This is a genomic window from Pseudomonas fluorescens, assembly GCF_001902145.1.
Taxonomy (GTDB): domain Bacteria; phylum Pseudomonadota; class Gammaproteobacteria; order Pseudomonadales; family Pseudomonadaceae; genus Aquipseudomonas; species Aquipseudomonas fluorescens_BV.
Genome location: NZ_MRST01000023.1, coordinates 1 through 18,881, shown reverse-complemented (window position 1 = coordinate 18,881; position 18,881 = coordinate 1). Strand labels below are relative to the sequence as shown.

The window sequence follows — 18,881 nt, the reverse complement described above, 5'->3', positions numbered from 1 at the left end:
TCCTCAGGCGGCCAGGGTGTGGCGCTTGCCAAACAGCGCCACACTCGCCACCCCCACCGCCCCCATCACCACGCAATACCCCACGCAGATCCACGGGCTGGTCGGCATCAGCGCGATCAACAACAACGGTGTAGTACTTGCCCAGAGTGCGTAGGCAATGTTGTAGGTGAAGGAAATGCCCGACACCCGCACCTGCGCCGGAAACAGCCCGACCATCACCGACGGCACCGCGCCCACCACGCCGCAACTCAGGCCCGCCACGGCATACGCCGCGCCAAGCCACACGCCGCCGGCGATTAGGCTGGCGTACAGCAGCGCAATGCCCACCGGCAGCAACAGGCTGTAGACCAATACCGCGCGCCACGCGCCGATGCGGTCCACCAGCAGGCCGGCGAGGACGCAGCCGATATTCAGGAAGACGATGCCCAACGCGCTCAGGGCAAAGGTGTGGCGGGGGCTCATGCCGAAGGTTTTCTGCATCATGGTCGGGGTGATGACCACCAGCACCACCACGGCAGACGTCAGCACGCAGGTGAGGATCATCGCCGGCAGCAGCACGGCGCGATGGTCGCGCAGCACGGTGCGCAAGGGCATTTCGGCGGCGGCCTGGCGACGCGCCTGCATCTCCAGGAACACCGGGGTCTCGCTGAGCCAGCGGCGCAGCCATACGCCGATCACGCCGAATACGCCGCCCAGCAGGAAAGGGAAGCGCCAGGCGTAGTCGAGGATTTCGGCGGGGGTGAAGACCTGTGCGAGCAAGGTGGCGGTCAGCGCCCCCAGCAGGTAACCGAAGGTCAGGCCGGCCTGCAAAAAGCCCAAGGCATAGCCACGATGGTGACGCGGTGCGTGCTCGGCGACAAAAGTCCAGGCGCTGGGCACTTCGCCGCCCACCGCTGCGCCTTGCAGCACGCGCAGCGCCAGCAGGATCAGCGGGGCGAAATAGCCGATTTGCGCGTAGGTCGGCATGACGCCGATCAGCAGGCAGGGCAAGGCCATCATGAGGATGCTCAGGCTGAAGACGCGCTTGCGTCCCAGGTGGTCGGCAAAGTGCGCCATCAGGATGCCGCCCAGTGGACGCGCGAGGTAACCGGTGACGAAGATGCCAAAGCTTTGCAGCAGGCGCAGCCATTCGGGCATTTCCGGTGGGAAGAATAGTTGGCTGAGGGTCAGCGCAAAGAACACGAAGATAATGAAGTCGTAGATTTCCAGGGCGCCGCCGAGGGCGGCCAGGCCCAGGGTTTTGTAGTCGGAGCGGGAAAAACGCTGCGCCCGTGGGGAAAAGGTGGCAGTCATGTGCAGGCTCGGCAGACAAACAAAATGGCGTGCAGGTTATGAGCTGAACCCATTGATGGCAATCGCGACGGATATATTTGTTTTACTCATTGATCGTTGAAGATAACTACATTCCCAAATCAATGGCCGTAGAGGAACATGCCGTAAAACTGCCAAACCCCATAATAACTACAAGAGGAAAGACTCGTGGCCGATGCTATCGAAGACAGCCGCTATGCCCGATTTGCCCTGCGTTGCTCCAACTTCGCCGAGCGCTGGTTTCCTGACTCCTGGGTGTTTGCCGCCCTCGCCGTGATCATCGTCGCCGTGGCGACCCTGGGCATGGGCGCCGCACCGGCCGCAGCGGCCAAGGCGTTTGGCGACGGATTCTGGAGCCTGATCCCGTTCACCATGCAGATGGCCTTTGTGGTGATCGGCGGTTATGTCGTCGCCAGCTCACCGCCCGCGGTGAAGTTGATCGACCGCCTGGCGCGCATTCCCAAGAACGGCCGTTCGGCGGTGGCCTGGGTAGCGTTGATTTCCATGGTGGCTTCATTGCTCAACTGGGGCTTGTCCCTGGTGTTCGGCGGTTTGCTGGTAAGGGCATTGGCCCGGCGCACGGATTTGCGCATGGACTACCGCGCCGCTGGCGCTGCTGCGTACCTGGGCCTGGGGGCCGTATGGGCACTGGGGCTGTCGTCGTCGGCCGCGCAGTTGCAGGCCAACCCGGCCAGCTTGCCGCCGTCGATCCTGTCGATCACCGGCATGATCCCGTTCACCGAGACCATTTTCCTGTGGCAATCCGGCGTGCTGTTGCTGGCGCTGATCGTGGTGTCGCTGATCATCGCCTACGCCACCGCGCCTGGCCCCAACAGCGCCCGGGACGCCAAGGCCTGTGGCATTGACCCGGCCTTCAACCTGCCCAAGCCACAGGCGCCGACCCGCCCCGGTGAATGGCTGGAACACAGCCCGTTGCTGACGATTCTGCTGGCGTTGCTGGCGGCCGGTTGGCTGTTCCATGAGTTCTCGACCAAGCCGGCGATCAGCGCCATCTCGGGGCTCAATACCTATAACTTCCTGTTCATCATGGTTGGCGCGCTGCTTCACTGGCGCCCGCGCAGCTTCCTCGATGCCGTGGCCCGAGCGGTGCCGACCACCACCGGCGTGCTGATCCAGTTCCCGCTGTACGGTTCGATCGCCGCACTGATGACGGTGGTCAAGGGCGGCGACGGCCAGACCCTGGCGCACCATATCTCGACGTTCTTCACCTCCATCGCCTCCCACGACACCTACGCCCTGCTGATGGGTGTGTACTCGGCGGTGCTGGGTTTCTTCATCCCCTCGGGTGGCGGCAAGTGGATCATCGAAGCACCGTATGTCATGCAAGTGGCCAATGACCTGCAATACCACCTGGGCTGGGCGGTGCAGATCTACAACGCCGCCGAGGCGCTGCCAAACTTGATCAACCCCTTTTATATGTTGCCGTTGCTGGGTGTGCTGGGGCTGAAGGCGCGGGACCTGATCGGGTTTTCGTTTGTGCAGTTGCTGGTGCATACGCCGCTGGTGTTGTTTTTGCTGTGGGCGTTGGGGACGACGTTGAAGTATTTGCCGCCAGCCATGCCTTGAATAACGGGTGACCGCAACTGTTGGTAGAACAGGTGTGGTCACCGATTTACAGGAAGACGCGCCAAGAGATCAGGTAATGCACTCTGTATCGTGTCCCAAACAACATCCAAGTTGATATCGAAGTAACCGTGAGCGATGCGGTTGCGCATCGCCCGCATATTGCGCCAAGGAATATGTGAATGGCCTGCCGCGAAGTCCGGATGCTGATCCATGATTTTCGTCGACGCTTCACCAATGATGATCAGGCTCATAACTACCGCTTGTTGTGTTCGCCGGTCCTCCAAAAACTCTTCTTTGCTCAAGCCCTCTACAAAAGTGATAGCGTCAGTGGCAGCCTGCCTTATGTGCTCCAGATAATCCCCTAGCCGATTTTCCGTCATACTGGCCGGGCCTCAGCTAGCACTTTATCGCGAAATTTCAAAGGCAAGTCGCCAGGCGTAAGCAGGTCGACATTGACCCCGAGCAAGTCCTCAAGCTCGACCTGCAACCCACCGAGATCAAAAAGTGTTGTGCCCGGCGGCGCGTCTACCAGCAAATCAAGATCACTGCCTTCTTGGTCGGTCCCCATTAGTACCGACCCAAATACTCTGGGATTGGAAATACGGAAACGTCCTACCACCTCTCGTACAGCAGCTCGTTGCAGATCAAGTGCAGTTGAAGGTCTCACGATTCACCTCGGTGATGTGCATTAGAAGGGCAGTCTAGCAGCGCTTGCGCCTTGTAGACACGCCCCACCCATCGCACGCCTGTCTTCGTTCCGTCACATTCCATTGCTACCGTCCTGCGAAATATCTTGCAACATCTCGCCAAGGACTCCCAGCAATGAGTGATGAGCACGAAGACCTTCCCTCCTCCGATTCCGCCATCCAACCGACGGTAGACACCAGCCGTCGGCGCTTCCTCGGCGGTGCGGCGCTGTTGGGGGTGGGTGCGACCTTGAGTGCCTGCGGCAATACCAGCGAAGCACCGAGCCCACCCGTGACGCGGCCGCTCACGCCCCAGGAACTGGACAAGGCGCTGCGCGAGCAGGTGAAAACCGTGGTGGTGATCTACGCCGAGAACCGCAGCTTCAACAACCTGTTCGCAGATTTCCCAGGGGTGGAGAAACCGCTGTCAGCGTTAACCGCCAAAGACTTCCAGCAACGCGACCGCGATGACAGCGTATTGCCTGCCCTGCCACCGAGCTGGGGCGGTGTGTTGCAGGTCGGCCCTCAAACGGTGGACGGAGTGACTTACCCAAGCGAAGTACAATTCCAGCAAAACCTGCCCAACGCGCCGTTCGCCCTCAAAGGCCCGCAGGGCGAAGACCTGCCATTGAGCCTGGTGACTCGCGACCTGTGGCACGTCTTCTACCAGAACCAGATGCAGATCAACGGCGGCAAGAATGATGGTTTTGTCGCCTGGGGCGATTCCGGTGGGCTGGTGATGGGCCATTACGCCCAAAGCCGTTATGCCCTGCGCCTGTGGGACGTGGCCAAGGAGTTTGTGCTGTGCGATAACTTCTTCCAGGGCGCGTTTGGTGGCTCGTTCCTTAACCACCAGTATCTTATCAGCGCCACCGCGCCGTTTTATCCCAATGCCGCGCAGTCGGTGGCCAAGGCGCAGATCGCCACGCTGCAAAGCGATGACCCCAGCGGCACGCGCCTAAAGCCCTTGGACACGTCACCGGCCAGCGCCATGACCGGCCCGCCGCAATTCGGCCCCAGCGCACTGACACCCGATGGTTACGGCGTAAACACCCTGGCCCCACCCTACTGGCCCACCTGGATCCGCGACCCGCAAAACCCGGACTATTCCAAGCCCGACCTGCCCAATGTGCTGGTGCCGCAAACCCACGAGCATATTGGCGACAAGCTGTCGAAGAAGAACATCGACTGGGCCTGGTACGCCGGTGCGTGGCAAGCCACCCTGGAGCAGTTCAAGGACTCCGGCGGCATCCCCAAGATTCCGAATTTCCAGTACCACCACCAGCCGTTCAATTACTTCAAGCAGCAAGGGCCGCAAAACCCGGCAGAACGTGCCAAGCGCTTGCGCGACGGCGGTTTGGGCGATGAGTCGAGCACCAACCGGTTCTTCGCCGACGCCCAGGCCGGCAAGCTGCCTGCCGTGAGTTTCTACAAACCCCAGGGCAACCTGAACATGCATGCAGGGTATGCCGATGTGGCCTCGGGCGACCGCCATATCGCCCGCGCCTTGAAGGTGCTGCAAGAAAGCCCGCAGTGGAAAAACATGGTGGTGGTGGTGACCGTGGATGAAAACGGCGGCTGGTGGGACCACGTGGCGCCGCCCCAGGGTGACCGCTGGGGCCCGGGCTCGCGGGTTCCGGCGCTGGTGGTGTCGCCGTTTGCACGCAAAGGCACGGTGGACCATACGGTGTACGACACGGCATCGATCCTGCGTTTGATCACTCGGGTGTTCCAATTGGAAACCCTGGACGGCCTCAAGCAGCGCGATGATGCGATGATCGCGCGCGGCCAGAAACCCATGGGCGATCTGAGCAATGCCCTGCAGTTCAGCCTGTAGGCGCTTATCCAATAACGACATGCCGGGCGATTTAGCACGCGATTTTTCCGGTCAGCCGCTACTGTGTGCAGGTGGGCTTCCATCCCGCGCAGACGGGCTTCGCTGACAAGGAATCGACTATGTTTAAACCGACCAGGCTGTCCTTCACCCTCGCCGCACTACTGGCGAGTGCGGTCGTAAAGGCCGACATCGAGGTGCCACTGGGCAGCACGCAGCGCGTCACCCAGTTGTTCGCGTACCCCAACAACTGCAATGTGATCTGCTTTCGGCCATGGTCACTGGAGCAGACCGCCGAACACTATTTGAACCAGAGCCTGCAACGTGACGGTTACAGCCGGGCCAAGGTCAGTGTGAAGACTCACGACGGTCAGGTCACGGCGACCTTCAGCGGAGTGCCAGACAGTTACGGCCAACCGCTGACCACACTGCTCAATACCGCCGACCTGGCTTACCAAGGCGCCAGCCAGCTCAACAGCGATGGCAAATGGGCCTACAACTGGTACCTGTTCCTGCCGTTGGGCATGGCCCTGGAAAACCGCAAAAGTATCGAGCTGTTGCACTTCCCTCCGGATTACTCGCTGACCCAGGCCCAGGATTATCTCGAATCGGCCACCACCGACCGCTGGGCCACCTTGTTGAGCGAAAATGGCGTACCGGCCACGGAAACGCCGGCGTACCAGACCATCATCGATATCGCGCCCATCGCTGCGCCGTCCAATGCCGGCAAAGACCTGGAAACCGTCTACGGGTATTTCACCGACTACCAGACCCGCATGGTCAAGGAGCTGAGCCTGCGCCCTGGCGGCGCGTTGCCGATGGTGGCCTTCGGCGCGCCGGTGCGCAGCTGGATCAAGCAACAATACGGGCAAACCGTAGGCGTGCTGAGCCTGGCGCAGATCAGCCCGGAGCCTGGCAAAACCGTCGCAGTATTGGGCGCCAACCACCCAAGCTACATTTGGTATGCAGCCAGCCCCGACAGCTATGACGGTGACGAACAAAAGGCCGATGACGCCGGTTTGAAAGTGATGGGCCAGGACTTGAGCGCCGCCTGCTGGCAAGCCGGCATGGGCCAGAAACCCGCCAGCGATGCAAATGTATTGCTCAAGGCCTGCCTGAACACGTGGCAGGTCACGCGCAAGGAGCAGACGTGTGAACTGTTCTACACCTCGGTGCGCCACCTGACGCCCGAGCAGGCCAACGCCAAGTGCGCCACAGCGCCTATCAAAGCGCAGTTGAAACTGTTGAGAAATGCCGCTCCCACGCCCACCGTCACAGCCCCCGCGCTTTAAGGCGAAGAAACCGTTTCTACTGTCAACTTTGACAGTAGAAACCGGATCCCACTTCGGCGAATCTAGGGCCGCGCCCATTTGCTGCAAGACTGGCCGTCAGACCCGCAGGCCAATGCAGCCCCGCTCAGGAGAGTGATGAAAACTCGAGCCATGGATAAGGCTAAAACGGCTATGGATGATTGCCTCTACCCCTTCAAGACGCTGCTCGTTGAGCAGGGTTACCCCTCAACCGAGCACTTTGAGGTCAAGCAAGAGGCTGAAGGGATTGCGGCCAGGGTCACGGCGCGCGTGGCCTTTGAGAGTCGCATGCGCATTGCCCAGGTTTCCGGTTATGCCGTGAGCGAACGTCGCCCGCACACGCTGCAACTGTCACCTCGCATCCACTTGTACGATTGTTGGTTCTGCGGCCTGTTACAGCACTCCTGCAACCCGAACGTGTTTCTAGACACGACGTACCTGGAGCTATGGACGGTGCAACCCATTGGCGCCGGCAGCTTGCTGACGCTGGATTACGCCACCACCGAAGACACACTGGCCCGGCAGTTCGCTTGCCATTGCGGCGAGCTGAACTGCCGAGGCTGGATCACCGGCAGCAAGGAGCCGCTGAACGCCGAAGGCCAGGCCTTCATGGCCTGGTGGCGCGAGCGCAAGCGACCTTAGGCTTCGCCCAACGGACGCAGGCGGTACTGCGGCGGCAGTTGCTCGAAGCCACTGATGGTGGTGTTCAAACTCTTCCAGCGACCGTCCTTGATGCCATAGATACAGCCATGGATCGACAGGCTCTGCCCACGGTGCCAGGCATTTTGCACAATGCTGGTGTGGCCGACGTTGGCCACCTGCTGGATCACGTTGAGCTCGCACATGCGGTCCACACGCTCTTCTTCGGTCGGCAACTGGGCCAGCACATCGCGGTTTTCGTAGTAAAGGTCGCGAATGGTGCGTAGCCAGCCGTCAATCAGGCCGAACTGGCGGTCCTGCATCGACGCACGCACGCCGCCACAGCCGTAGTGGCCGGTGACGAGGATGTGTTTGACCTTGAGCACATCCACCGCGTACTGGATCACCGACAGGCAGTTGAGGTCAGTGTGCAGCACCACGTTGGCCACGTTGCGGTGTACGAACAGGTCACCGGGCAACATGCCGACGATCTCGTTGGCCGGTACACGGGCATCGGAGCAGCCGATCCACAGGTATTCCGGGGTCTGCTGGCGGGCGAGCTTGGCGAAGAATTCGGGATCTTCCTGTTTGATCGCGTCCGCCCAGCGTTCATTGTTATCAAGCAGGTCTTGTAGTTCGTTCATCAGGGAAGCCTCAGGAATGATGCGCAGTTTTGTGACTGACAAGCCCTCGTCCGGGTCACGCCAGGTGCTAATTAGCTTGAATTTTTTGGCTGCCATGCCTGTCCACACACTATAAGCCCCACAGTATGAGGATTGGCCATGACTGAATCACGACGTCCCTACGGCGCAACGCAGCCGGAACCGATCGATGACAACGAAGACCGCATGGGTGAGATGCGCGAACTGGATTTTGACGAGCAGGACCAGACAGCGGAAATCGGCGATGAAATCCCGCGAGGCGAGCGCGAGCAGCTGATGCCCGACGAACGGGTGCGCGAGGCCGGGCTGACCGGAGCTTCGACGGATGATCATGAAGCTACCGATGATGATATGAGCCCGGAAACGCTGATCCGTGAGGATGGCGCGCGAGATGCGCAGGAAGAAGGCGAAGACAATGCCGCCGACTATGACTTGAGCGTCGTGGGAGAAAATGACATTGGCGGCGGGAGTGGGCTGGATGAGGCGGAACTGGCTGATCTGGACCCACTGAACCGCAAGCGCTGACCGAACATCACCCTATGTAGGAGCGAGCTTGCTCGCGAAAAACCCACAGGCGCCGCGTTCATTCATGAAGCACGCGTTATCGTTGACGTTCTTCGCGAGCAAGCTCGCTCCTACAGCTCACGATTGTTCAGTCGACGAGTGTGCAGGCCATCACGACTGCATCTTCGCGGCCACCCACCGCCGGGTAATAATCCCTGCGACGGCCGATCTCGTTGAAACCATAACGCTCGTACAACCGAAACGCGCCGGTATTGCTGTCACGCACTTCCAGGAAGCACTCCCGGGCATTGGCCGCATAAGCACGAGACATAAGGTGTTCCAGCAAAGCCAGGCCTAGGCCACGACCCTGGTTTTCCGGCTTCACGGTAATGTTCAGCAAGTGCGCTTCATCGAGGATGATCTGCACCACCCCATGCCCCACTTGCTGCTCGCCTTCGAACATCAGCCAGATCTGGTACTTGCCCAGCCCGTCGAGAAAAATTCCACGGGTCCAGGGGTGGCTGAACGCCGCGTATTCGATTTTCAGCACGGCGTCGAGGTCGGCCTCGGTCATCGGGCGAAAGGATAAAGCCTCACTCATCAATTGTTTTCCAGCGCGCCATCAGCCGGCGCATGGCTTGCCAGACATCAGCCTTACGCTGTGGCTCTTCCATTAATAATTCCAGGCCCGGCAGGGCCCACACCGAACCCAGGCCTTCAACCTGCAGCTCGCGGTACCAGGCCTCGGCATTAGCCTCTCCAGCAAACCGCACGGCGGGCAGGCCGATCAGCCACAGGCACACGCAAGGCTCGTCTTCCAGGCGTGCCGAGACAAACCCCTGGACGAAATCCCGTGCGGCCTCGGGGCCCTGGTCCATGGTGCCGCGCACCAGCAGCGGCCAGCGCACCGGCTCACCGACGATTTGCGGGCTGTCGGGCAGGCCGGCGGCGCGCAGCATGTCCTTGAGCAACAGGTAGGCCGGGTCACGGGACTGGAAACGCTCGCCGGTCGGCAGTTCCACCAGCAACAGGCACCGCCCGGCCCGCAGCAATTGCAGGGCAAAGCGTGGCGGCGGCACGACCGGCGCCTTGGCCACCGGCGCAGACTCTTCGACCACCTTGGCAGCCTTGGTCACCGGCGAAGGGCGCGGCACCTCGATCTTTGCCCGTTCGACCGCCGGACGCGTTTCGACAGGGGGTTTGACCACCGCCACGGGCGCTGCCGCCTCTTCTCCCGACGGCTCGAACGCCTCATAGGGCTCAAGTGCCTGCAACAACTCGGGCCGCGACGGCGCGGCAAACGGCAGTTCGGTGCGGGGCAGCCAGTTGACCACCTGCATGGCGGTCAAGTAAGCGCGACGTCGGGACTCGATAAGCACAGCTCGGCCACTTGTGGATAAGTAAAGAGCGGGGATTCTACCGCTGTTCGGCCACAATCGCCCACTGCGCACTGACCGGCTGTGGATAAATCCCGCGCGTGATGCAGTACAATCGCGACTTTTAATCGCCAACCAGCCGGCCATTCCCATGATCGAACCCAAGCGCGTCCTGCGCGCCCTCGCCGAACACTGGGCCTTACTTGAGCCTCTGTGCGAACACTTCGACCAAGGCACCCTGAGCCTGGCCGAGCTGCGCGCACAGTTGGCCGCCCAACAACTGGACAGCACGCCCCAGGACATCACCAGCCTGCTGGACGTGTGGATTCGCCTGGATATCCTGGTGCCTGTCGCCAAGAGCCCGAACCGTTTCGAGCTCAACGCGCAGATCCACGACTTCCTCGCCTATCTTCGCAAGGAGCACCGGCTTGGCCTGTGCCTGGAAATCGAAGCCTACTTGCGCCACCTGGAGCGCCTGGCCGGTTATATCCAGGATGCCTTCGATATCCGTGACGGCCACGACCTGGCCCGGCAACTGCGCCTTTTGGATATGCGCGTGCGCGATGTGCTCAAAAAACTCGCCAACGACGAACAAGCCCTCGCCGCCGTGGCCGACCGCGCCAAGACCAGCGACCGGCAGATCCCGTTGCGCCAGCGTTACGCCGAGGTATTGGCGACCTGGGACGAATACGTCGAGCCGATGATCCAATTGGTGAACGCCGACGGCGCCTTCGAGCAAGGCGTACGCAAGGTAGAAAACGTGCTGCTGCGCATGCTCACCGAGCAACAGCGTCTTGGCCACCTGGTGGATGACGACATGCTGCTGCGCACCCACGCGCGCATCCTCGAAATGCAAACCAGCGCCCAACTGACCTTGCGCCATGCACGTGAGCTGCTGTTGCCGTTGCGTGAAGAAGCACGCCGGCATAACGCCGTGACTCGCGGTGCGGCGCTGGCCCTGTCGGCGATTCGCCGCAAAGGCCTGGACGCGGTGCCGCAAGCGGCGATGCCGATGTTCACCCGGCCGCAAAGTACCTTCCTGGGCAGTGCCAGCCAGGTCGAGGCCTATGTGTATGCCCTGGCCAATTTCGAGCCCAAACCAGCGCGTTTCCCCAAGGCGCACAAGTCCCACAAAGGCGAAGCCCCGCGCGCACCGCGTACGGTCAAGGAAATGCTCGAACGCTGCGAAGACGCGCTGCCGATGCCCGACCTGATGACCTGGCTGCTGGAGCAGGAACCGGACGGCGCCACCGATGAATTGCTGTACTGGTTCTCGCGCCTGTCCCGGGAAAAACGCTTCAAGCGCGAGCGCCTGGAACGTCGCGATTACCACACCCACGAGCACCAGGTCAGCCTGCGCTCCTTCGCCCTGCTCCCGGCCGGCGTCGATGCCACCGAGAATTCTGCGAGCACGCCTTATGCATCTTGATCTATCCGAACTGTCCCAACTGGCGCCGATCTTTCGCGAGCTGTTCAAGGGTTACCACGTCAGCCGCCGCGACCCAGAGCTGTACGCGCAACTGTCGAACTTCCAGGACCAGTACCGCACGCTGTTCAAGGCCCTGGGCTTTGAGCTGGTGTGCGATACCCGCGGCTTCTATTACTTCGTGCCGGACACTGCCGTGGCTGCCGCGCAGGTAAACAAAACCGCCCAGCGCCTGGCCCTGTTCACCTTCATCATCGTCGAACACCTGGCCGACCAGGGTCGCGACCCGATGGCCGTGCTCGACGGCGGCAGCCTGGGCCGCGATGAATTGCCTTCGTTGCTGGAGAAATACCGTGACCTGTTTATCCAGGCCGAGGTGCAGACCCAGGAAGAGCTCGAAGAAAAAATCATGCGTCGCATGACCCAACTGGGTTTTGCCAGCGAAGACAACGGTATCTACCGCTTCCTGCCGCCGATGCACCGCTTCCTGGATGTGTGCCTGTCGGTGCAGCAAGACCGCGACCTTGCCGCCAGCGTACACAGCGTACTGCCGCTGCCGGCACCGGTGATTATCGATGAAGACAGCGATGAAAAACTGCTGAAGACCGATGACCCGCTGGATCTGAGCGCCTTCACCGAAGAAAGCGAAGAAGATGCCCTGGCCCGTGCCATTGCCGAAGAACAGGAGACCGACGCATGAGTAAGGAACGCTACGGCATCCGCCGCTTCGCCCTATTGAACACCGCCGGTTACAGCCTGGGTCTGTTCCCGCTGGAAGAGCCGCTGTCAGTGTACGGCGCCAACAACCTGGGTAAATCCGCCTCGATCAACGCCTTGCAGTTCCCGATCCTGGCACGCATGTCGGACATGAGCTTCGGCAAGTACACCCTGGAACAATCGCGGCGCTTCTACTTTGCCACCGACACCAGCTACATCCTGGTAGAAGTCTCCCTGCCCCACGGCCCGCACGTCATCGGCGTGGTCGGCCGCGGCCCGGGCGGCGGCTTTGGTCACCAGTTCTTTGCCTACGCCGGCAAGCTGGACCTGGCCCACTACCAGAAAAACGACACCTGCCTGCGCCAGAAAGAGCTGTTCACCAACCTTGAGCGCGAGGGCCTCAAAGCCTACGAACTCAAGCCCGATGAGCTGCGGCGCTTGCTGGTGGGCGGGCATACGTCGATCCCCCTGGACCTGACCCTGATTCCGCTGCGCTCCACCAGCGAGCAGAGCCTGAAGACGTTCCGCGCGCTGTTTATCAACCTGCTGCACATGCGCGAAATCACCGCGGCCAAGCTCAAGCAACTGTTCCTTGATGCCTTCGAACACAGCCTGCGTTCGGGCAGTGTCGACTACATCGCGGCCTGTGAAGAAGCCTTCCGCGATGTGCGACGCATGGAGCAGGACTACAACTCGCTGGTGGCTGCCGGCCCCTTGGTTGAAGCCTTGGCCAATGGCGTGAAACAGCGCGACGCCCTGCGCGGCAAATTGCATCGCCTGTCGCCGCTGCTGGATTCGTTGCTGGGCACCTGGTCGGACTACGCCAGTGCGCGCAAGGAAGAGCTGACCATCCAGGCCGAACACTACCGCAACGAACAAGACGCGCTGCAAAACGACCAGCGCGGCGGCACCCAGGAGCTGATGCGCCTGGAGCGAGAAATCAGTGGCATCCAGCGCTGGTTGGGCGAGTTGTCGGTGCTCAAGCACCGCTTTGCCCTGGTGGATGACGTCAAGATGCTGGAGCAACAACTGCTCGCCGCCAAGGACGCCCACGATGAACTGGCGGGCGCCCTGGCGCAGTCGCGACAGTTCAGCGCCGAAGACCTGGACGAGCGTCTGCGCGACCTGGAAAAACGCTTGAAGTCGGTCAAGCAGCAGCTCGATCACGCAGACAACAACAGCTACGCCAAGCTGCGTGAAGAGTTCTCGCAGCAGGATGTCGAGCGCCTGATGCGCCTGTTCAACAGCTCGTTGTTCAGCCTGCCGCTGGGCGAACATGGCATCACGCTGGACGAGGACGGCCAGTGGGTCAAATCCCTGGAGCAGATCCTCGATGGCTTCAAGGGCGAGCGCTTTGAAGTGCCGGGGCTGTCCATCGACATCTCGCACATCGAGCCGCCGGCCTTGCAAGCCCTGGCGGACCGCGCCGCGTTGCGTGACCAGAAAGAGCGCCTGGAAAAAGAGCTCAAGCAACTGAAAACCCAGCAGGCCGTGGCGTCCGACCGCGCCGCAAGCAAGACCCAGACCGAAGCGCTGTACCAGCAGGTACTGGATGCCCAGAAGGCCCTGGAAGACTTCCGCCGCACCCAGACCCTGAGCGTCGAAGAAGGCGAGAAACTGGAAAACCTGGCGCAGATGGAAGCCGCCCAGGACGAGTTGAAGCGTTCCAGCGATGCCTTTACCGAGCGTGTCCAGCAACTGTCGGCCAAGCTGCAATTGGTCGGCCGTCAGATCGGCGACATGGAAGCCAAGCAGCGCACGCTGGATGACGCGTTACGCCGTCGTCAGCTGTTGCCGGCGGACCTGCCGTTCGGGACACCGTTCATGGACCCGGTCGACGACTCCATGGACAACCTGCTGCCGCTGCTCAATGACTATCAGGACAGCTGGCAGGGCCTGCTGCGCGCCGATGGCCAGATCGAAGCGCTGTACGCCCAGGTGCGTCTCAAGGGCGTGGCCAAGTTCGACAGTGAGGATGATGTCGAGCGTCGTCTGCAACTGCTGATCAACGCCTATGCGCACCGTACCGACGAGGCGCTGACCCTCGGCAAGGCGCGCCGGGCAGCGGTCACCGACATCGCCCGTACCCTGCGCAATATCCGCAGCGACTACGACAGCCTGGAACACCAACTGGCGTTGTTCAACCGCGAGATCAACAAGCGCCAGGTTTCCAACCTGCAAAGCTTTCGCATCGTGCTGGCACCGAACAAGGAAGCGCTCAAGCATATCGACCAGATCATCCACAGCGCCGGTCAGTATGAAGAAGGCGAGACCCTGTCGGTGTTCGACCTCAGCCAGAGCGCCGAACAGGACAACAAGAACGAAGAAGCCAAGGAATACCTGGCTCGCCTGGTAGCCGCCAACCATAACCAGTTGGGCCTCAAGGACTTGTTCGAGTTGGCGTTCGAAATCACCAAGGTCCACGGCCAGCCGGTGATCCATACCGACATCGACGGCGCTGCGTCCAACGGCACTACCATGACCATCAAGGCGCTGACCAACATGTACTTGTTGCTGCACCTTATGGACCGCGACCAGGCCGGTCGCGTGCGGTTGCCGTACTACCTCGATGAAGCGGCAGACATCGATGAGAAGAACCAGGCAGCGCTGTTGGAAACCAGCCTGCAATTGGGCTTTGTGCCGATCCTGGCCAGTGTGAAGCCGCAGGTGTCCGCCCAGGTGGCGATCGACCTGGAAGGCGGCAGCGGGCCGAACGGGATCTACATTGATGAGGCGGACTGGAAGTACATCCGTCGCCATGATGTGGTGAAGGCGACGATGAATGTGCAGGCGGACGAGCCGGAGCTGGATGAAGTCTGACGGGTTGTACTGAAAGTAAAAAGGCCGCGATCTTTGGATCGCGGCCTTTTTTTCGGCTTGGGTTTTGTGGAGCTTTTGTGGGCCTCATCGGGGGCAAGCCCCCTCCCACAGTTGGAATGCATTCTTGCTGAAAATACATACCCCTGTGGGAGCCGGGCTTGCCCGCGATAGCCGCAACTCGGGTCTACTTGCCCAATGGAATCTTAGGCGCCCAGGTCAGCCACTCATCCTCAAACTTGTCGAACAACGGGAACGTCTGCTGCGGCCGTGCCGGGTTGCCCATGCGCTCGCCATCCGGCGTGGCAAAGGCGATCCCGCCGGCCACCAGCGTCTCCAGGGACTCGGTACGCACGGTCGCGCCCTTGAACAAGCCGAAGTCAAGGCCAAAGCCGCTAGTGTTCCAGAAGCGGCTGCCACTGCGTACCAGAGGCGCATACTTGGGCTCGATCAGGATGTGCACCAACACACGGTCAGCGGTCTGGCCGAGCTCATAGCCGGTGACTTTGCCGACCGTCACTTCACGGTAGGTCACCGGTACCCCTTCCTTCAACGAACCACGGCGGGCGGCGCTGAGTGTGAGGCTCAGGCCAGCTTCCTGATGCACGGTTTCAGGCGGCTGGGCCAGGGCGACAAAGCTCTTCTGCGGGCCGGCGTTTTTCGCGGCCGGTTGCACTTCGATGTATTGGCCGGTGACCAGGGTCTCCAGGTTAGCCGTCTTCATCAGCCCCAGTTCCGGCTTGACCACCCAGAACTGGCTGCCCGTACGCGCAATGCGGTCCGCGACCTGAGTGATACGCGCCTTGAGCAGCACCGACTGCATGTCGGCACTGAGGTCGACACTCTCGATCTTGCCCACATCCAGCCCCTTGAAGCGCACCGGTGTGCCGGCGCTCAGGCCGTCGGCTCGGTCGACTTTGATGGTCACCAGAGTGCCGTGCTGGTTGGCGGCATCACGGTCGGCATACAGGCGGAAGCGCGGGATGCGATGTTTCAATGGCACGTTCGGTTCCGGCGTTTCGAAGGCGATACCGCCTGCCATCAGGCTGGCCAGGGATTCGCTTTTGACCTGGATACCGCCGGTGAGGCCGCCCGTGAGGGTGACGCCGCTGGCATTCCAGAAGCGCGTCGAGCCGTTGACCAGGCTTTCGTATTCCTTCTCGATATGAACGCCGATCACCAGCTGTTTTTTCTTGCGTGAAAACTGGTAGCTCTGCACCGAACCGACTTTGACCTGTTTGTACAGAATCGGGCTGCCGACATCCAACGAGCCCAGGCTGTCGGTGAGCAACACCATGTGCAGGCCCGGGGAGCGCAGGTCCAAAGGCGGCGCCTTGGCGCGGGCTACGTATTCGCGTTGTGGCGGGGTGCCTTTGTCGCCTGGGCGAATCGCGATGTAGTTGCCCTTGACCAAGGCCTCCAGGCCGGTGATGCCCGCCAGGGAGATGGACGGTTTGACCACCCAGAACTGCGTGTCTTCGACCAGGTAGTCTTCAGCCAATGGATCGAGGGTCAACTCGGCGCTGGCGCTGGACAGGTCCGGGTCGATCTTCAGGGTTTTCAGGCTGCCGACCTGGATGCCTTTGTACATGACCGGCGTACGCCCGGCCTGCAGGCCTTCAAAGTCGGTGAGTTTGACCTTGACCTTGATCCCCGCTGCGGCGGCATCGAAATCTTCGTATAGGCGGAAAGGCAGGCTCGGGTCGGTGGGCGGGCTGTCTTTACGGTTTTCCGGCGTGGCGAAGGCGATACCACCGGCGACAATGCTGGAGAGGGATTCGCTGCGCACTTTCAAGCCGGAAAGGTTGGCGTCGATACTGATGCCACTGGCATTCCAGAAACGCGTGTGTTTGCGCACCAGGTTGGCATAGGTCGGCTCGATATAGACCTTGATCTCGACGGTGCTCTGGTCTTCAGACAGCAGATAGCTTTTGACCTGGCCAACCTGAATCTGCTTGTAGAACACCGGACTGCCACGGTTCAACGAGCCCAGGCGATCGGCCTTGAGAGTCAGGTGCAAGCCGGGCTTGGCGTCGGACAACGGCGGCTCTTCGGAGAGCGCCTTGAACTTGCGCGTGGGCTCGCCATCACCGGGGCTTGCGGCGATGTAGTTACCTGAAACCAGGGTTTCCAGGCCGGTGATACCGGCAAGGCTGACGCTGGGCTTGACCAACCAGAAGCGGGTGTTGGTCTTGAGGTACTGCTCAACGTCCTTGTTCATCTCGATGGTGGCGATCACCCCGCGATTGCTGCCCTCGTCATCCAGGGCCAGGGTTTTGACCTTGCCTACGGTCATGCCCTTGTAGACCACTTCGGTCTTGTTGACCTGAATGCCTTCGCCGCTCTCAAAGCGAACTTGAATCTCGATACCTTGTTGGGAATAGGCACGCCACCCCAGCCAGCCACCGATGATCAGGGCAATCAGGGGCAGCACCCAAATGGCCGACCAGTTAGAGGCTGGGCGGGTTTTAGCTTTAGGCAAATCACTCATGGTCGTCGTCCGACTCCGTGTTATCCCAAATCAGTCGGGGATCGAAAGTTACTGCGGCAAGCATCGTCAAGATCACCACACTGGCGAACGCCGCAGCGCCGAGGTTGGCCTCGACGCTGGCTAGTCGCCCAAAGTTAACGACCGCCACCAGGATGGCGATCACAAAGATATCCAGCATGGACCAACGTCCAATGAATTCGATAAAGCGATACATCACGATACGTTGTTGCGCGGACAGCGGTTGGTGGCGCTGCACCGAGAACAACAGCAAGCCAATGCCGACCAACTTGAATGTCGGTACCAGGATACTGGCGATGAACACCACGGCAGCGATGGGAAACATCCCATGCTGCACCAGCTGGATGACACCCGACATGATGGTGCTGGGGTCGCCTTGGCCGAGGGAGTTGACCGTCATGATGGGTAACAGGTTAGCGGGGATATACAGGATCGCTGCGGTGATCAACAGCGCCCAGGTGCGCGTGAGGCTATTGGGGCGACGGGCATGGATCAACGCACCGCAACGGGTGCAGAGTTGCTCCTCGCTATCCGCTTCCTGCTTGTTCAACTCATGGCATTCAGTACAAATCAGAATGCCTGCATCAATCGCCCGCATGGTCATCCTCTCCTGACAGCGCTTGCCAGACCTGATGGGGCGACATCACCACTTCAAGCAGAACTTGGACCATTAATAGACTGACGAAGCAGACCAGACCCAGGCCGATTGTGATGGAAGCCATGTCGGCGAGCTTTACGATCGCCACCAGCACACCCATCAAGTAGACCTCCAACATCCCCCAATCCTTCATGTGGTGGTAGATGCGGTATAGCAGCAGCCCGTAATTGCGACCGATGTTCCAGCGAATGCTGAGCAGCACCGCCAGTTGGCAGAGCAATTTGAGCAAGGGGATACCCATGCTGCACAGGAACACCACGGCGGCAACGCCTTGCATACCCGTATCGAACAGGCCAACGACGCCGCTCCACACGGTGTCCTCCGAAGACTGCCCAAGTAGATTGAGCTGCATGATGGGCAAAAAGTTCGCGGGGACGTACAGCAGCAGGGCTGCCAGTACCAAGGCGAGACTGCGCTCGACCACATTGTGACGGTGAGCGTATAGCTCGTAGCCGCAACGTGGGCATTGGGCTTTTTCGCCGAGGGCGAGCGTTGGTTTGCGCATCAGCAAGTCGCACTCATGGCATGCCACCAGATCGTCCAGCGGTAAATCCGATACCTCGTGGGCATCAACCGGATCGGGCATAGATAGGGCTCTGACTCTAAAAATGGTTAGGTGGCTATTCTAGTGGTGTCGCTCAGAAATAACTGTGCAAATTTGTCGGGGCAGTCAGGTCGGAGGTTGAGGCTGACAGGTGTACGGGGACAAGGCAGACACTTTTCGAGCGCCCAAAACAAAACCCCAACTGCTTTCGCAATTGGGGTTTCGGAATTTAATCTTGACGATGACCTACTCTCACATGGGGAAACCCCACACTACCATCGGCGATGCATCGTTTCACTGC

General features: G+C 60.7%; 17 protein-coding genes. 8 read left to right on the top strand and 9 right to left on the bottom strand.

The genetic code is table 11. The annotated features are described in order from the left end of the window. Nucleotides 1-3: 3 nt before the first annotated feature. The gene (locus BUE92_RS11835) at nucleotides 4-1,293 is read right to left on the bottom strand and encodes an MFS transporter (protein WP_073523832.1); all 1,290 of its coding nucleotides are present in this window, start codon (nucleotides 1,291-1,293) and stop codon (nucleotides 4-6) included. A 186-nt stretch (nucleotides 1,294-1,479) separates the two neighbouring features. Between BUE92_RS11835 and BUE92_RS11830 the strand changes: the two genes are divergently transcribed. Then, nucleotides 1,480-2,898: a short-chain fatty acid transporter gene (locus BUE92_RS11830; protein ID WP_073523830.1), complete on the top strand. Its 1,419-nt coding sequence runs from the start codon at nucleotides 1,480-1,482 to the stop codon at nucleotides 2,896-2,898. Nucleotides 2,899-2,936: 38 nt separating this feature from the next. Here BUE92_RS11830 and BUE92_RS11825 read toward each other — a convergent pair whose 3' ends face one another. Next, nucleotides 2,937-3,278 carry a HepT-like ribonuclease domain-containing protein gene (locus BUE92_RS11825; protein ID WP_073523829.1) on the bottom strand — a complete coding sequence of 114 codons (342 nt, stop codon included), beginning with the start codon at nucleotides 3,276-3,278 and terminating at the stop codon, nucleotides 2,937-2,939. After that, nucleotides 3,275-3,565 carry a nucleotidyltransferase family protein gene (locus BUE92_RS11820; protein WP_073523828.1) on the bottom strand — a complete coding sequence of 97 codons (291 nt, stop codon included), beginning with the start codon at nucleotides 3,563-3,565 and terminating at the stop codon, nucleotides 3,275-3,277. The genes BUE92_RS11825 and BUE92_RS11820 overlap by 4 nt, the downstream gene beginning before the upstream one ends. Before the next feature lie 155 nt (nucleotides 3,566-3,720). On the opposite strand from BUE92_RS11820, the gene acpA reads away from it, so the two are divergent. From acpA to BUE92_RS11805, 3 genes are all read left to right on the top strand, one after another. Beyond that, on the top strand, nucleotides 3,721-5,421 hold the full coding sequence (gene acpA, locus BUE92_RS11815) for an acid phosphatase (RefSeq protein ID WP_073523827.1): 1,701 nt from the start codon (nucleotides 3,721-3,723) through the stop codon (nucleotides 5,419-5,421). Between the two features lie 119 nt (nucleotides 5,422-5,540). Next, a complete protein-coding gene (locus tag BUE92_RS11810) occupies nucleotides 5,541-6,710 on the top strand; it encodes a hypothetical protein (RefSeq protein ID WP_073523826.1) in 1,170 nt (389 codons plus the stop codon). A 135-nt stretch (nucleotides 6,711-6,845) separates the two neighbouring features. Beyond that, nucleotides 6,846-7,370, top strand: a complete 525-nt coding sequence (locus BUE92_RS11805) for an SET domain-containing protein-lysine N-methyltransferase (RefSeq protein ID WP_073523825.1) — start codon at nucleotides 6,846-6,848, stop codon at nucleotides 7,368-7,370. On the opposite strand, the gene can is transcribed toward BUE92_RS11805, so the two are convergent. Next, a complete protein-coding gene (gene can / locus BUE92_RS11800; protein WP_003188288.1) occupies nucleotides 7,367-8,011 on the bottom strand; it encodes a carbonate dehydratase in 645 nt (214 codons plus the stop codon). The two genes, BUE92_RS11805 and can, sit on opposite strands and share 4 nt — an antisense overlap. 138 nt (nucleotides 8,012-8,149) lie before the next feature. Between can and BUE92_RS11795 the strand changes: the two genes are divergently transcribed. Continuing rightward, a complete protein-coding gene (locus BUE92_RS11795; RefSeq protein WP_073523823.1) occupies nucleotides 8,150-8,554 on the top strand; it encodes a serine kinase/phosphatase in 405 nt (134 codons plus the stop codon). A gap of 127 nt (nucleotides 8,555-8,681) precedes the next feature. On the opposite strand, the gene rimI is transcribed toward BUE92_RS11795, so the two are convergent. Together rimI and BUE92_RS11785 are read right to left on the bottom strand one after the other, a co-directional pair. Beyond that, entirely contained in the window at nucleotides 8,682-9,134 is a 453-nt protein-coding gene (gene rimI, locus BUE92_RS11790) for a ribosomal protein S18-alanine N-acetyltransferase (RefSeq protein ID WP_003188286.1), read from the bottom strand. Further along, nucleotides 9,127-9,873 carry an energy transducer TonB gene (locus BUE92_RS11785; protein ID WP_073523820.1) on the bottom strand — a complete coding sequence of 249 codons (747 nt, stop codon included), beginning with the start codon at nucleotides 9,871-9,873 and terminating at the stop codon, nucleotides 9,127-9,129. The genes rimI and BUE92_RS11785 overlap by 8 nt, the downstream gene beginning before the upstream one ends. A 187-nt stretch (nucleotides 9,874-10,060) precedes the next feature. On the opposite strand from BUE92_RS11785, the gene mksB reads away from it, so the two are divergent. The 3 genes from mksB to mksF are packed head-to-tail and all read left to right on the top strand — an operon-like array spanning nucleotide 10,061 to nucleotide 14,872. Then, complete coding sequence (gene mksB / locus BUE92_RS11780; protein WP_003188283.1) at nucleotides 10,061-11,338, top strand: Mks condensin complex protein MksB; 1,278 nt, start codon at nucleotides 10,061-10,063, stop codon at nucleotides 11,336-11,338. Beyond that, nucleotides 11,328-12,035 (top strand): Mks condensin complex protein MksE, encoded by a 708-nt coding sequence (gene mksE / locus BUE92_RS11775; protein WP_073523819.1) that lies wholly within the window; start codon nucleotides 11,328-11,330, stop codon nucleotides 12,033-12,035. Before mksB ends, mksE begins: the two co-directional genes overlap by 11 nt. Beyond that, nucleotides 12,032-14,872 (top strand): Mks condensin complex protein MksF, encoded by a 2,841-nt coding sequence (gene mksF, locus BUE92_RS11770; protein WP_073523818.1) that lies wholly within the window; start codon nucleotides 12,032-12,034, stop codon nucleotides 14,870-14,872. Before mksE ends, mksF begins: the two co-directional genes overlap by 4 nt. 184 nt (nucleotides 14,873-15,056) lie before the next feature. Here the strand turns inward: mksF and BUE92_RS11765 are convergent, their stop codons facing one another. The 3 genes from BUE92_RS11765 to BUE92_RS11755 are packed head-to-tail and all read right to left on the bottom strand — an operon-like array spanning nucleotide 15,057 to nucleotide 18,622. Then, a complete protein-coding gene (locus BUE92_RS11765) occupies nucleotides 15,057-17,360 on the bottom strand; it encodes a PqiB family protein (protein ID WP_073523817.1) in 2,304 nt (767 codons plus the stop codon). Further along, on the bottom strand, nucleotides 17,353-17,976 hold the full coding sequence (locus BUE92_RS11760; protein ID WP_073523816.1) for a paraquat-inducible protein A: 624 nt from the start codon (nucleotides 17,974-17,976) through the stop codon (nucleotides 17,353-17,355). Before BUE92_RS11760 ends, BUE92_RS11765 begins: the two co-directional genes overlap by 8 nt. Continuing rightward, nucleotides 17,963-18,622, bottom strand: coding sequence for a paraquat-inducible protein A (locus BUE92_RS11755; protein ID WP_073523815.1), 660 nt, complete (start codon nucleotides 18,620-18,622; stop codon nucleotides 17,963-17,965). Before BUE92_RS11755 ends, BUE92_RS11760 begins: the two co-directional genes overlap by 14 nt. Nucleotides 18,623-18,881 lie beyond the last annotated feature (259 nt).